General features: G+C 36.9%; 15 protein-coding genes. 11 read left to right on the forward strand and 4 right to left on the reverse strand.

Annotation, left to right across the window (positions count from 1 at the left end):
• Positions 1 to 14 precede the first annotated feature (14 nt).
• The 6 genes from VB797_RS21970 to VB797_RS35040 all read left to right on the forward strand — a co-directional run bounded on the left by VB797_RS21970 (position 15) and on the right by VB797_RS35040 (position 4,916).
• Positions 15 to 899, forward strand: coding sequence for a hypothetical protein (locus tag VB797_RS21970; RefSeq protein ID WP_323239870.1), 885 nt, complete (start codon positions 15 to 17; stop codon positions 897 to 899).
• A 38-nt stretch (positions 900 to 937) separates the two neighbouring features.
• Positions 938 to 2,050, forward strand: a complete 1,113-nt coding sequence (locus tag VB797_RS21975; RefSeq protein ID WP_323239871.1) for a serine hydrolase — start codon at positions 938 to 940, stop codon at positions 2,048 to 2,050.
• Between the two features lie 76 nt (positions 2,051 to 2,126).
• Positions 2,127 to 2,321 carry a hypothetical protein gene (locus VB797_RS21980; protein WP_323239872.1) on the forward strand — a complete coding sequence of 65 codons (195 nt, stop codon included), beginning with the start codon at positions 2,127 to 2,129 and terminating at the stop codon, positions 2,319 to 2,321.
• A gap of 122 nt (positions 2,322 to 2,443) precedes the next feature.
• Positions 2,444 to 2,653: a hypothetical protein gene (locus VB797_RS21985; RefSeq protein ID WP_323239873.1), complete on the forward strand. Its 210-nt coding sequence runs from the start codon at positions 2,444 to 2,446 to the stop codon at positions 2,651 to 2,653.
• Positions 2,654 to 3,275: 622 nt separating this feature from the next.
• Positions 3,276 to 4,100 (forward strand): class I SAM-dependent methyltransferase, encoded by an 825-nt coding sequence (locus VB797_RS21990; protein WP_323239874.1) that lies wholly within the window; start codon positions 3,276 to 3,278, stop codon positions 4,098 to 4,100.
• A gap of 393 nt (positions 4,101 to 4,493) precedes the next feature.
• Positions 4,494 to 4,916, forward strand: a complete 423-nt coding sequence (locus tag VB797_RS35040; RefSeq protein ID WP_416350895.1) for a septal ring lytic transglycosylase RlpA family protein — start codon at positions 4,494 to 4,496, stop codon at positions 4,914 to 4,916.
• Between the two features lie 397 nt (positions 4,917 to 5,313).
• Here the strand turns inward: VB797_RS35040 and VB797_RS22000 are convergent, their stop codons facing one another.
• The gene (locus VB797_RS22000) at positions 5,314 to 5,673 is read right to left on the reverse strand and encodes an STAS/SEC14 domain-containing protein (RefSeq protein ID WP_323239875.1); all 360 of its coding nucleotides are present in this window, start codon (positions 5,671 to 5,673) and stop codon (positions 5,314 to 5,316) included.
• A 387-nt stretch (positions 5,674 to 6,060) separates the two neighbouring features.
• On the opposite strand from VB797_RS22000, the gene VB797_RS22005 reads away from it, so the two are divergent.
• Positions 6,061 to 6,318: a protein-L-isoaspartate(D-aspartate) O-methyltransferase gene (locus VB797_RS22005; protein WP_323239876.1), complete on the forward strand. Its 258-nt coding sequence runs from the start codon at positions 6,061 to 6,063 to the stop codon at positions 6,316 to 6,318.
• Between the two features lie 71 nt (positions 6,319 to 6,389).
• Here the strand turns inward: VB797_RS22005 and VB797_RS22010 are convergent, their stop codons facing one another.
• A complete protein-coding gene (locus VB797_RS22010) occupies positions 6,390 to 7,919 on the reverse strand; it encodes a GMC family oxidoreductase (RefSeq protein WP_323239909.1) in 1,530 nt (509 codons plus the stop codon).
• 131 nt (positions 7,920 to 8,050) lie between these two features.
• Positions 8,051 to 8,860, reverse strand: coding sequence for an SDR family NAD(P)-dependent oxidoreductase (locus tag VB797_RS22015; protein ID WP_323239877.1), 810 nt, complete (start codon positions 8,858 to 8,860; stop codon positions 8,051 to 8,053).
• Positions 8,861 to 9,791: 931 nt separating this feature from the next.
• On the opposite strand from VB797_RS22015, the gene VB797_RS22020 reads away from it, so the two are divergent.
• The 3 genes from VB797_RS22020 to VB797_RS22030 all read left to right on the forward strand — a co-directional run bounded on the left by VB797_RS22020 (position 9,792) and on the right by VB797_RS22030 (position 12,829).
• The gene (locus tag VB797_RS22020) at positions 9,792 to 10,793 is read left to right on the forward strand and encodes a hypothetical protein (protein ID WP_323239878.1); all 1,002 of its coding nucleotides are present in this window, start codon (positions 9,792 to 9,794) and stop codon (positions 10,791 to 10,793) included.
• Between the two features lie 86 nt (positions 10,794 to 10,879).
• Positions 10,880 to 11,116 (forward strand): hypothetical protein, encoded by a 237-nt coding sequence (locus VB797_RS22025; protein WP_323239879.1) that lies wholly within the window; start codon positions 10,880 to 10,882, stop codon positions 11,114 to 11,116.
• A gap of 132 nt (positions 11,117 to 11,248) precedes the next feature.
• Complete coding sequence (locus VB797_RS22030) at positions 11,249 to 12,829, forward strand: polyamine aminopropyltransferase (protein WP_323239880.1); 1,581 nt, start codon at positions 11,249 to 11,251, stop codon at positions 12,827 to 12,829.
• Positions 12,830 to 12,875: 46 nt separating this feature from the next.
• On the opposite strand, the gene VB797_RS22035 is transcribed toward VB797_RS22030, so the two are convergent.
• Positions 12,876 to 13,502: a Uma2 family endonuclease gene (locus tag VB797_RS22035; RefSeq protein WP_323239881.1), complete on the reverse strand. Its 627-nt coding sequence runs from the start codon at positions 13,500 to 13,502 to the stop codon at positions 12,876 to 12,878.
• 145 nt (positions 13,503 to 13,647) lie between these two features.
• Here VB797_RS22035 and VB797_RS22040 point away from each other — a divergent pair, with 145 nt between their 5' ends.
• Complete coding sequence (locus VB797_RS22040) at positions 13,648 to 14,853, forward strand: glutathione S-transferase family protein (protein ID WP_323239882.1); 1,206 nt, start codon at positions 13,648 to 13,650, stop codon at positions 14,851 to 14,853.
• Positions 14,854 to 14,890 lie beyond the last annotated feature (37 nt).

Raw genomic sequence — 14,890 nt, forward strand, 5'->3', positions numbered from 1 at the left:
TATAAAACTTGTTAATGAAGCGTTATACGAATATTACTAAGGAAAAAATTCAACATCTGCTTTTCTCAAAAACTGTTGAAGAAGCAGCGGAGATTTGTGGGGTTTCTATTAGTAACTTTAGAAGAAGGATGAAAGAATACGGTATTCCAAATTCTGTTTATATTCAATCTGCAAATACTAGAAAGCTGCGTTCGGAAGCTATGAAGTTAGCTCATGCAAAAGATCCAACTCTTTCGATACGTCAGACAAAAGCTATAAGAGAACTTGGCATTCTTAGAAAAGGTAAATCCAATATTGAGTTTTATGGAGTCGAAAAAGCTAAGTTCATATCTAAGCAAAACAGTCTAGGTCATCTAGGTTACAAACATACAAAAGAAACTAGAGCTAAGTTTAGTCAACAACGTAGAGGTCGAATTCTATCGCCTGAACATCGTATATTATTATCAAAACGACGTAAAGATGGTTTTGCTAGTGGAAGATTGAAATTAAGTCCTAAAGCTGGATTTGGTAAAGGTGGTTTTAGGAAAGATATTGGACATTATGTACGTAGTTCATACGAGCATGTATTTGCGCTATGGCTCATACATCAAGGTTTATATTACAAGTATGAACCTCAAGTTTTTACACTCAATATCAATAACGAAGTTACCACGTTTACACCTGACTTTTGGGTTGATGGTTACTGGTTTGAGATAAAAAATCCTTACAACATTACTCTCAGTTCTTTTCAGGAAAAGCTAAAAGAGTTCAAGCTCCAATATCCTGATGAAGTGATTTTTATAATTGTTGGTGATTCAACATGGAATAATCCTGAAGCTATTAATGTAACAATATCTAATTTACCTGAATTAGCCGAACTAATAGTGCTGCTTAAACAAGTCGTCTGCATCAAAGACTAACTCCAAATTTAGCTCAACTTCAAAACTCAATTGAAGCCATGACTCCAGAAGAAATTTTAGAAAAATTATTTACCAGCGAAGACATCGAAGCTGAGTGGTTTGCACCAGAATTTTTATCACAAGTATCTATTACTCAGGTAATAATTATAATCACCGATGTTAAAAAACAACTGAGAACCTATCAAGGAGTACAAAAAAATGGTCACGATTATGTAGTAAATTTTAGCCAAGGTTCAGTAGCAACCCAAATAGTTTTAAATAGCAAAGGAAGGATAACAGGTTTATTGTTGCAACCAAACTTAAATATTAGTAGTTTATCAGATGCGATCGCCGAATTTAAAAAATTACCTGGTAAAGTTAGTTTTATAGTAAAAGAAAACTCTTCAATTATTGCCGATTTTAATGCGAAAACACCATTAGCTGTTGGTTCGGCTTTTAAACTTGCCGTTCTTAAAACGCTAAAAGTGCAAATATCTTCCGGACAAAAATCATGGAAAGATATAGTTACCCTACAATCTGAAGACAAAAGTTTACCATCTGGAATACTGCAAAATTGGTCCGATAATTCACCTCTAACCTTACAAACACTCGCCAGTTTGATGATATCTATCAGCGATAATACAGCTACAGATATTTTAATTAAACAAGTTGGAAAATCTATTGAATCTAGTTCGTCTCGCAATCGTCCTTTTTTAAGCACCCGCGAACTGTTTATTCTAAAAGGTTCTCAAAATCGCCAGTTATTAGAGCGTTATCGTAATGGTAATGAAAAGCAACGTCGTGTATTGTTAGCAGAATTAGCCAGTCAACCGCTTCCCGACGTAAACGAATTTATAGATACTAACCCCAATGCATTGGATGTGGAATGGTTTTATAGTGCCGAAGAACTTTGCGAATTAATCGAAGAAGTTGCAGACTTACCGTTGATGAGCATTAATTCTGGAGTTGCTAATCCAAATGATTGGGAAAGAGTAGCATATAAAGGTGGTTCCGAACCTGGTGTTTTAAATTTTACTACTTGGTTGAAGGGAAAGAACGGCAAACAGTATTGTGTAGTTGCGACTTGGAATAACAGCGATACACCTGTAGATGAAGGGAAATTTTATGCATTATATGGTGGGGTGATTTCTTTCTTAGCTGCTGGAAAATAATCCAAAAATCATGATTATTATAAGTTAATCTACTGAGCAAATTAAGTCATCTGCAAGTGCAAAGGAAAATCAGCAGATGACACAAGCGGCTCAATTGTTAGGCTGCAAAATCTACTATATTCCGCGAGATTTTGAACGATGTGAAACTGCGGAAAATGCTTTATGGATAGTAATAGAAGTTAATGATGCTCAATTTGCTGGAATTAGCCATATTCCCCATATTGAACTGTGGAATAGCGTGAAAAAGATACATGATAAGCAACCAAATTAAGTAATTACTAGCAGCATTTAAGAACTAACTTTTTTCAATCTGGGTAAGTTAACATCAGAAATAAAAATGCAGGTGTGGCAAAAATATAAAGACTCAAAAAGTTAACATGAATGGAGTTGGATATGACACCTCAAGAATTTTTAGAAAGTTTAGCATTAGCTGAAACAGATTCGCAAAGGTTAGTAGTTTTTGCGCGATATTTGGATACAACCGCACTAGATAATGCTACGACTAAAAGGTGGAGAAGCCTTACTTACAGTAACGAAATTGAAATGTCGCTCAATAATCTGGCTTTTCATTTAGAAGCACTTGCTGAGACAGAGCTACGGTAGCAAAAAGTAAAAATTTACCCATCCCCCTATTTTTGGGGGGTTTTTTATATTTACCGAAAAAATTGGGTTTAAAGCCTAGCCCTTGTAGGGCTACTTTCAAAATCTTCATATAGCAAGAAATGCTTTTCTGGTAAAATATTCTTGTCTCAATAAAAGCATCAACCCACGAGGTTAGACCGTCCGCTAACGGTATAAAAGATAGGCGTACATTAAAGGCTAGTTGATGGGCTAAGGAAATTGGGTGGCGAAAACCGTGAGACAATAGCCAGCGAACTGAAAAGTTGTAGCAACCAGAAAAGTAAATCTTTTCAATAATCCAATCAAGTAAACGTATCGTGGGGCGCACGAAAACGCTAGATAAATATTCTAGTACGTCTCTGGAGATGCAACCCTCTGGGGTTAGCTAAATTAGACTTGTTCATTGGTTCTATTGAACGGTGAAACAGTTTAAATATTGCTCGCAAGAGATAGCTGATTTAAAGGTTTGTCTGTGAAAGAGAACACCATTAAAGTGATTTAATGAATCTCCGTTCCTTGAGGTCGGAGAGAACGTCAAATTGTAAAATACTTTGAAAAAGATATGGAATGAAAAGTAGTGCGAGCCGAAAAGCTCGCTAATCTCATGCAAAATAAATCTAAAACAGCTTACAAGCAGCAGTTATTAAATGACTTTAATTCAAGAAATAATTACGATAAAGGCAGATTTTACATACCTATTGCCAATAAATTAGTTGAATTTGCGAATTTGCAAAATGGACAGAAAATATTAGATGTAGCGACGGGTACGGGTATAGTCGCGCTGAATGCTGCTCAAAAAGTAGGTAATGGAGGTAAAGTTATTGGGATTGATATTTCTACAGGAATGTTGAAAAATGCTAAACAAAAGTTAGCTGAAATTGGTTTACACAATGTTGAATTTATTGAAGCAGATGCGGAAAATTTGAATTTTGCAGAAAATAGTTTTGATGCTATATTGTGTTCCTTAGCTGTTTGTTATTTAACTGATATTCCCGCAGCTTTCCAAAAATGGCAGCGGTTTTTAAAAACAGATGGATTTATAGCGTTTAATGTTTGGTCAGAAAATGCTTTTCCGCCTTCTGTATTATTTAGAGAAGTTGCTCGACGATATGGTATAAATGTTCCCAATCCTAACAAACCAATGGGAACTATTGAGAGATGCAATCAATTATTGGATGAAATAGGGTTTAAAAAGATAGAAGTAGAAACCGAGCAGTTCGGTTGGTATTTTAAAGCAGATGAGACCATTGCGGAAGATATTTGGTGGATGAATGCAAACAATGTTTTCGGCTATCAAGTTCTTCAGCTTTCAACTGATAAGTTAGAGGAATGTAAAACGGAATATATCAAAGAAATGCAAGCTTTAGCAATAACCGAAAAAGATGTTTGGTGCGATGCACCTATATTTTTTGTCCGTGCCATAATGTAGAGAACAACAGCATTAATACGTCTCCTCAAATTTTGCGCTGTTACGTCTATTTTGACAAATGCACAGTTAATTTCTAGTCTATAGTTTAAATTTCTCCCCATCTCCCCGATCCTAAACTTGTGTATCCTACTGTACTTGGAGATACTCCCTTTAATTGATATATTTAATATTAATTAATTCTTTAGACAGATGTGCAAGCTTAGAGCAATTGCTCATTAATTTTGCTTCCGAGTGATACCGATCACCAATCGGTAGAGAAAAGGTTTAAACAGGAATTATTAATTTTGAGGATTCGTGTTTGTCTGTTGCTAGTTTCAATCGTATCTAAAAGTAGAACAAAATTTTAAGTCATCGTACTTAAAGTGGTTCCCTATAAATTTTTTAACTAGACTCATGAATCAACAACGTATTTTATTCGCTTTGTTGGGTATTTCGTTAACAGCTTCTTCTTTTAACTATCAGCAAGCTCAAGCAGCTTATTCACAACAGGTAGAAAGCAATCCTATCGAAAGAATAGAAAATAATCAGTCAATACTGATTGCTGAAAAACGCAAAGAAGATGGTTGTTCATCTCAAAAAGCTTCTTATTACGGAAGTAACACTGAATTAACAGCAGCACATAAGACTTTACCTTTTGGAACGAAAGTTAAAGTTACTAATAAAAATAATGGTCGTTCCGTAATAGTAAGTATTAATGATAGAGGACCATTTATTAGCTGTAGAATTATTGATGTTTCTCGCAAAGCAGCTAAACAATTAAAAATGATGAGTAACGGTGTTGTACCTGTCAGTATTGAAGTTTTAGGAAATAATTAAAATCTAGATGTATAAATTATATATAGACGTTGCACTGCAACGTCTTTGTTTTTTCGTATATAAAAGTTATGATTATTTGCCATAATACACTAGTACCGCTGGGCGGGAGTAAGAAGTAAGAAGACTTATACCATAAGCTTTTCGCCTGTTTGAGATGGTAGCCTTATTTGCTGCGTGCTGTACTAGGCTGTTGACTTTGATAGAATTTACTCGTTTTTAGCTCATGCATTAACTGGTTCCCAGGCGGAACCAGTCATTAAATGCAGATAAAATGTATGAATAAATAATGCTTAATTTTTCTTCAAGTCAACAGCCTAATAGCACACCCACAAATAAAATATTCGTAATTTCTTATTTATTCGCACTATAAATAGTAAAAAAATATAAAACTTAAAACTCAACTCAATATCCAACAACGTGCTTTACATTTATCTTCCAACGCAAAATATTCTACTTTCACGCTTGAAACAAATATATCTCTCATGATTTCTATCTGTTCAATCCATTTTTTCTCAATAACTATGGCTTCTTTCTCAAATCGATGAAAGTTAGTCAGAGTAAATTCTAATTCTTTCAATAAAGTTTCTAGCATAAATCCTTCTATATCTTCTATTTCTACATATATACGGAGAAACTCATAATGTATTTCTACTTCTTTAATAAAATTTTTTACTAAATCAAAATCTTTAGTGTTTACGTTCCCTTTGATTGAAACACCAATAACACTATTAGCATCCATCGATAGCAGCTTTAGCATTTATTTTCTCCAAATAAATAATTTAATTTCGGTTCCTATCGCTAGATAGAAAATTTATAAAATGTGGTGCTACCGTCTTATACTTTGATAACATATTTTACAAGATTTTTTACTACTGTATAGTAAGCTTAAATTTCCTAGAAAGTTTAAACAGAAAAAATGAAATAGATAAAACGACCTAAACGAATCATCTAATATTTATATGGGCTTGAAAATAACAAATTATGCACTCAATCGTAGATGCGTTTCCCTCGATCAGTTGGCTTTGACAAAAATTGAACCTCAAAATTATAACAGGTCTGTATTTAAAATGGCATCATCAGTCATTTTAAAAGCTTGGATCGGAGCCAATTTCATTAAAAATACTTAAATAAGAGCATTTTGTAAATGTTAAATAATACAAATGATAGATATAAACAGCAAGTAGCTGACTACTTCAATGCTAGAACAAACTACGATCGCATTGAATTAACAAATCGTCGTGCTAATAGCTTTTTGAAATTATTACCTTTAAAAAAGGGATATGAAGTACTTGATATTGCTACTGGTACGGGTTTAATTGCGAAAGAAATCAAGGTAAAGTCGTCGGAGTTGATATCGCTTCCGTTTTGCTCAAGCAAGCACAAGAGAAAATTGATCGGTTAGGTTTAAAAAATATTGAGTTAATTATTGAAGTAGATGCAGATTAAAAGATTTTTAGCTTATTCCCTGTTCCCTTATTTCAATCTGTCTAAAATATGTTCACCTACACGTATTGCATTTGCAATAATAGTCAAAGTGGGATTAACCGCAGCACTGGAAGGGAAAAAACTACCATCTACTACATATAAGTTATTAACATCGTGGGTACGACAATTAATATCTAAAACCGAAGTTTTGGCATCTTCACCAAAGCGACAAGTACCGCATTGATGAGCAACTTCTTTAATAGTAGATGTTTGGCAAGAATACAGTGAAAAATCGTGCAAATCAGTGTGGGTGTTCGTTGATTTTAAAACTCGTACCCAACGCTGCATTAATCTACGAAATGGAACATTGTTATTATGGGTATATTCGAGAAAGATTTTATCTTGATGTACCCTGACTCGGTTATCATAATTTGGTAAATCTTCAGTTATCAATAACCATCCTATGATATGTTTAGTAATAGTTTTGGCGATAAATCTTGGAATAAAAAATGGTGCATCAAAAGCAATTCTTTCTTCAGAAATATTACCTAGCAATTGGATGCTACCCATTGGATAATTAAAATCTTTTTCTCCCCAATAAAAATCATTTAAACCAATAGTTTTTTGGAATATCGTATTATTTTTCTTGCTAGATAAAGCTACTACTACACCAAATTTATGAGCCATATAGTTACGTCCGACTAAATCCGAACTATTGGCTAATCCATTCGGGTGTTTATCATTAGCAGACTTCAATAACAATATCGCAGAATTAATGGCACCACAAGAAACAACGACGATATTAGCGCTAAAATAATGACGTTTTCCTAAAATGTCTACTTCTACCTTACTTACTTCCGTTCCGGATGGATTAGTGTGTAATTTCAAGACTTTTGCTTGAGTAATTAAAGTTACATTGTTATTGGCGATCGCCGGACGTACACCGTTAATATCAGAATCGGCTTTCCCATCAACTAAACAAGGAAAGCCATCGCAAGTATTGCAGCGAATACAGCTACTTTTTTTACTGTTTAATTTTAAACCCAAAGGTAAATAAAATGGGTGTAAACCTTTATTTTTCAGTTTATCGTTAATTTCCTGAATGTAAGGTTCGTGGGTAACGGGAGGAAAAGGATAATCGCTATTTTCTTGAGGTTCGGTAAGGTCTAAGCCACGTTTACCGTGGACTTCATACATTTGCTCCGCACGATGATAATAAGGAGCAAAATCAGGGTATTTTAACGCCCATTCTGGAGATATCCCATCATGATGTACGATAGTTTCAAAATCGCGATCGCGCAATCTAAATAAAGCGCTACCGTAAAATTTAGTATTACCACCAACGTTATAATGGGTTGCGGGATGAATGGGTTTACCCTGTTTGTCATACCAGATTTCCTGAGTGCGATAGCCATCTTTTGATATTTGTGGTGTATTCCAATTAGCTTTCTCTTTGGGTAAAAAGCTACCTCTTTCTAAAATTAATATTTTCTTACCACTTGCAGCTAAAACTTTAGCTAAAGTTCCACCACCAGCACCTGTACCAATAATAATTACATCGTAATTAGTATCAGCTATTTTCGTGTCGTTCGGAAAAATCATTATGTATAAATATAGATAAAGAGGGGAAAGTTTCCCCTATTAAAACAATTGAGATTGATTTATCGGTAGATGCTAGGAAGTAGTAGAAAGACACTTACCCGGTAAAGTTAACTTGGTGGACTACTAGCATTTTTATAAAGCTTGTTTAACCCAATCGAGCGATAAATTGCATCTCCTAATTCTGGAGAAATTTGCGTTATGGCAAATAATATCCGCGATACTGCACCATCAAGCATAATCTCTGCTTTGTTTTGTTTAATCGCTGCAATTACTGCTTGTGCAACTTCGGTAGGTTCAGCAACATGAGCAACTTTTGGGGCTTTCACATCATTTCTGACATACATCCCAGCATTTGTATATCCAGGACAAATCAAAGAAACATTAACATTGGTATCGCTTAATTCTTGACGAATAGCATCATTCCAAATAATTAAGCCAGCTTTACTTGCGGAATAAACGCTGTTGTAAGCTATTCCTTTTTTCCCAGAACCAGAAGCAATATTAACAATATGACCGCTATTTGTTTCGAGCATATTAGGCATAATCAACCTTGTCAATTCCATTGCAGCCAATAGATTTGTTGTTAGTATCGATTGGATTTCAGTTTGGGAATAGTCTGGAAAATATTTGTATTTTTCAATGGCAGCATTATTAATCAAAATATCAACGCTACCAATCTCTTGATGAATTTGCTGTACTAAATCTGGCAGTTTTTCTATGTTGCTGATATCAAATGGTATTGCTATCCCATTACCACCTTGACTTTTGATTTGCCTACATAATTGCTCTAGTTTTTCTAATGAACGTGCAACACAGATTACAGTTGCTTGCTCAGTCGCTAAACTACTAGCAATAAATCCACCAATACCACCAGAAGCACCCGTTAACAGGATTGTCTTATTTGCAATTTGATTCATATTCAGATGTAAATCAATAAAAATCAGGACTGACCGCAATTTGCAGCCAAAGCTTGTTTTCGGTTTGATTTACACAGTCCCCTTTAAAATAGACTTTTTGCAAAATTCGTAGATTTAAAAAATCTATCGCTCTATTTTAATAAGTAAGTGGCTCAAATTAAATTAGGACTTACGCAACTGGCACATTTTTTTGTAGGGTGCTAGTACACAGACTAATTATCAACCTAGTAATAAGACGGTGAGTGTACGGCACCATCCGAGTCTTGTGACAATCGCGTAAGTCCTGTAAATATAAAACCTTTAGCTTCCTTCTCCTTAGTAAGGAGAGGAATTGAGGGTGAGGTTTTATCTCATATTTAATTATGTTTACCTACTTAGAGATACATTCTGCAAATATTTGCAATCTATTAATTAATATTCTCTAATTGATAAAAACACCTCTGCTTTATGATAAAAATAAGTTTTATACGATTACATCAAGCACAAATATACATCACTAAAAACTAGGTGTAAAAATGCTTTACGATGCATATTTAATCGTCATAATAATGCAATTAACTAATAATCATCATGCCATCTTATCAACAAAAAAATGTATTTATAGATGCTTTCACTAATCTATGTTAGGAAATGCTTGCAATAAGTAGTTAAACTACTCCTATTGCCTATTCCCCGATCCGGTCTTACGATTTGGCTACGCCGATCTACTTAATTAAAAGATTAGTATTATTACTTAATTATTTCTACTGATTAACTATTTATTCTCCGTAATCACCTCAACGTTTGCGATTGAAAACAATTTTGATAGATTTAAAAACAAGCTAAATCCTTTGTAAAATCGTGCTTGTGTCGCTTTATAAACTAAAGAAACTTTTTCCGGAAGGTTATCATGACATGGTGTTGTTAAAAATACCGTAAAGCTGAAAATATTATGTCAGCAAATATAAATGTTAAGCAGACAAATCGTTTCATAGAACCAGGACTTTATATTGCTTTCGGTGCTACAGCTTTAGTAATTCTTGCATTAATCGCATCGGCGTTTTTTGAAAAAGTTCTTTTCTCCAAAAATATCGCGGTTAGTGAAGAAGAAGTTACAAAAATTGAAGCGCTGAAAATCGCACCTCAACCAATTGGAGCGTTGCGGATTGATGCTAAAGCGATCATACCCGACAACCGCTGGGTTGCTTACGAGATTCAATTGCTCGACAAACAAGGCAAGTTAATTGCTTCAGCCGAGAAACAAGCGTGGCGCGAATCAGGTACCTGGTATGAGGATGGGGAGTCTGGGAGTTGGAACGAAGATGATTTAGAAGCTGGTTTAGATGTCCGCGCTCAGAAAGATGAAGAAGTCACGATCGCAATTTCTGTATTAGGTTATGGTGACAGTTCAGGTCGCGAATTTACAGACCCCGTACCTTTTAACGTGAAAGTTTCCAACGGGGTTATAGATACCCGTCATTTATGGCCAGGTTTATTCGGTACTTTGGCTTTGACCGTAATGAGCGCGATCGCTGTACCGTTGACTGGAAAAAAAGTAATTTCTAAAACCATCAACGACAGCGACCCCAGCGATCGAGCTACTCTGGGTGGTGCTAATAATTTGGTGAGCGTTAAAGTAGACGTGAAATCTGACGAAACTAGTCCTCCGACAATGCAGGCTCGACTGACGATCAAAAATTCCTACGGAGAACAACTATACGACGAAAATCTTCCTTTAAATCTTAACTTTCATAGGGAAGACGGGAAACTTGAAAGGGTCACTGGTAAATTAAAAAAGTTTTTTATTTTAGAACCAAAGGACTCATACGGTTTTCACGTAGAAATTATCCCAGATGCACAAGTAGACAGGACAACCCTGACAGTTCGCGACGGTACTCGTACTCGTGGAGCCGTAGAAGTTGTGCATATCAGTTCTTCTATAACAGATAGCTGATAACATACAGGGATTTTGGATTGCGTTGTAATCATTTTTCAATTTGATAAAACAGGTAAAACAAAATTTAGATTGGATAAAAAATTATGCTGACAAAAATCTTTGCTGGGATAGGAGTACTAATAGCGATATGGTCAATTACCGACGCTTACACCCAGAAATCAGCTTTCATATTACGCGAAGAAAAACAAGAAAATTTCTCTCCTCGTCGGGGAACTAGTTTATCTGGTAATTACGGTCGTGGTGGGACGTGGATATTTTACTCTTCCGAACGCTCCTCCTACGGCAGTTTTCAAGGTGGTGGACCGGGGAGCGGGAAGTAGGGAGATGGGGGGATGGGGGGATGGGGGGATAAAAAGAATTTTAACCTTTGACCTTTAACCTTTAACTTTTAACCTTTAACCTTTGACCTTTGACCTTTGACCTTTGACCTTTAATTACTGTTTACTGAAATAATGGAAGCGAATAATCTATCTCCTATTGGGGAAAATACTGTCAATAATAGTTATTCTTTAAACAGTACTCAACGTAAGTTATTACTGGCGGCTGCGGCTGTTTCTTCTGGTTGTGGACTTGCGGTAGAGCTACTTTTAGGAACTTTGGCTAGTTATTTAGTCGGAAACCAAGCTCTTGCTTTCGGTATTGCTATCGGTGCATTCTTGGCGGCGATGGGTGCTGGTTCTTACTTGAGTCAGTTTATTGCACCGAATGATGAAGGGCGATCGCTACAGCGAAAATTGTTATTGGCTTTCATTGGTGTGGAATTGGCGATCGCTCCTCTCACAGCCTTGCTACCTCTGGGTTTGTTCGCTTTGTTTGTCGTCAATGGTGAGATTTGGTTGGGGTTATTTTTAGTAACTATTTTGCTGGGAATACTCGCTGGTTTGGAGGTGCCAATTTTAACTAGAGTCTTGGGAACTGAAGAAGAGGTGCGGGAAGCTTTAGCGGGTGTGCTAGCGCTGGATTATGTAGGGGCGCTATTTGGTTCCTTAGCTTTTCCGGTTATCTTGCTACCGATGTGCGGAATGTTTCCCACGGCTTGTATTTTGGGTGCATTACCGGCTTTAATGGTGTTTTTTATTGGACGCAGTTTTCCCCATTTACGTCGTTGGGGTTATCTGGGTTTAATTTTAGGTATACTGCTTTTGACCCTCGCACCCGCAACCATACCCATCAGCAATAATTTAGAAAACAACTTATATTCAGCACCGATAATTAAACGAGTCCAATCTTCTTATCAAAGAATTGTCTTAACCCGCAAAGGTCAAGATGTCAGATTGTTTCTCAACGGCGATTTGCAACTATCAACCTTGGACGAATACCGCTATCATGAAGGATTGGTGCATCCAGCAATGAGTGCAACAGCGTTAAAGAAAAAGGTTTTGGTATTGGGTGCTGGGGATGGAATGGCAGTTAGAGAAGTACTCAAATGGAAAGAAGTTGAAAAGGTAGTATTAATTGAGCTAGACCCAGAAGTAGTTAAATTAGCCAGCCGTCACCCACAATTAAAAGCGGTAAACGGTAACTCCTTGCAGGATTCTCGCGTACAAGTAATTAATGCCGACGCATTTTTAAGCGCACCCAAACTAAAAGAAAGCTTCGACGTAATTATTGCAGACTTCCCCGACCCAGATCAAGATATTATTGCCAAGCTTTACTCAGCAGGTTTTTACAGACGTTTGTTAGGAAGACTTACAGATACAGGGGTTTTTGTCACGCAAGCATCAAGCTCATTCTTTGCTCCTAAAGTTATCGGCTGTATTGCTGCAACACTTGCAGAAGTCGGATTAAAAGTAAACCCCTACACAGTAGAAGTTCCTAGCTTCGGACCTTGGGGTTTTGTCTTAGCATCGCGGCAACAATTAAACCCAGAAAAACTGCAACTTCCCGTGCAAACACGCTTCTTAACCGAACCGATATTACATCACTTATTTGAACTACCCAAAGATATAGAGTTAGGAAACGTCGAAATCAACCGACTTTCCCATCCTGTAATTGTTAACTATCAATTGCGAGCAAGGTGGTTGAATTATTGAAATTGGTAATGGGTAATTGAGAATAGTTAGAAGTTAAGTTTATACCTCAAAATGCAGCAGCATTGAAAATTTGCTCTACAGTTAGATTTAACTCAGGGAATGCTTTTGATTGAATAGTTCCACTTTTTAATGATGTTCTAACATACTGACCATTTACTAGTTCGCAAATTGTAAAAGTTGGTTCTTTTGGGCTACCAATAAATTCTTTACCACCAAGTCCTAAATAATCAACAATCCAGTATTCAGGTATACCAATATCACTGTATTCGTCAAATTTTAATGCGTAATCGTCTTGCCAGTTAGTACTGACCACTTCTATTACTAAAGGAACTGTTGCACTTTGAGAGACGGTAGATTGCTTTCTATACAATGGCTCGTTGGCTAAATTACGCTTATCTAATACTAAGACATCAGGTAAAAAGCCAGAATCTTTACCGTAAGGCTTTACTAGAACTTTTGAACCTAAGAAGTAAGGTAATTTTAATCGGTCAAATTCTACGGTTATTTTTGTGGATAAAAACCCTGTAACGTTTTCATGTTCCCCAATTGGTTGAGCCACTTCTACAAGTACCCCCGAATGTAACTCATATCTTTTGTCCCCCGTATCTAAGTTGACGAATTCGTCAAATGTTATTAGTGCTTCTGTTAATATTTTAGGTAGCGTTTGAGTCATTTTTACCTCTTACCATTTGTTAGTTCTCTACTCCCTACTCCCTATTACCTTATCCTAATTACGATTTTCAAAACCGACCTACTTAGTGCAATTAAAAATATTGTAGAGTCAAGAAAAGTCCCAAGTATTGCCCTACACAAACCCTATGACTACCATACCCCTTAGCTGGCAAGAATTAGAATCCCTCACGGACTATCAAATAGATCCCGTGAATGGCCCCACCAACGCTAAAGCCCGGTTGCGCTTATTTGGGCAGCCCGAATCTGCTGTACGGGTAACGCTTTACCGCGATAATCACGCTTGGTGTCCTTACTGTCAAAAAATTTGGTTATGGTTAGAGGAAAAACAGATTCCCTACCGCATCGAAAAAGTAACAATGTTCTGCTATGGGGAGAAAGAAAGTTGGTACAAACGTAAAGTCCCATCAGGAATGCTTCCCGCGATCGAGCTAGATGGGCGGATTATTAAGGAAAGCGATGACATTTTAATCGCTTTGGAAAAGGTTTTTGGTGTATTGAACCAAGGAATGGAAGATCCTGCGGTACTTCCTCTACGTCAATTAGAACGACTTTTATTTAGAGCTTGGTGTGCTTGGCTATGCTACCCAGCAAGTTCTTCTCAACAAGAACAACACAACCGAGAACAATTTATCAGAGTGGTGGCTAAAGTAGAGCGGGCTTTGGGTAGCACTCCAGGACCTTACTTTTTATCGGACTTCGGCATCGTTGATGTCATCTTTACGCCTTATGTAGAACGGATGAATGCCAGCCTTTATTACTACAAAGGTTATTCTCTCCGGGAGGAAAATTCTCGCTTGAAGGCATGGTTTGCGGCAATGGAAACCCGACCGGCTTATCGCGGTACTCAAAGCGACTTTCACACCCACGTACACGATCTACCGCCTCAGATGGGGGGCTGTTGGGAAAATGGCTCTCCTCAGATGCTGATTAATAAAGCGCGGGTGGATAACGGACCTTGGTTCGGGCTACCAGATGTTACTTATCAAGAACCCGAAAACTCCCGCATGGAAGCGCTGCGAAGAGTTATCGAGCATCGTACCAATATTATCCGAGTCAATCCCGCCGAAGATCAATTGTTCGATCTTGCTTTGCGTTGTGTTTTAACAAACATGATGACTGGTGAAAAATACTTGCCTCCACAAGGTTCTGATGTCGCTCTACGATATTTGCGCGATCGCATTAATGTACCCAGAGATATGTCCATTTACGCAGCCAAGCGATTGAGAGAATCCCTCGAAAAAACCGCAGCCCTCGCTGGTGACGGACAGCCAGACCCCCTTCCCACCAGACATCGACGCGATCAAGATCCGTCTAACTTTGCTATGAAGTAGGATGCGATCGCGAATTATTTATTTCCCCTTGTCTTCT

It is taken from the genome of Rivularia sp. UHCC 0363 (genome assembly GCF_034931125.1).
Lineage (GTDB): Bacteria > Cyanobacteriota > Cyanobacteriia > Cyanobacteriales > Nostocaceae > Rivularia.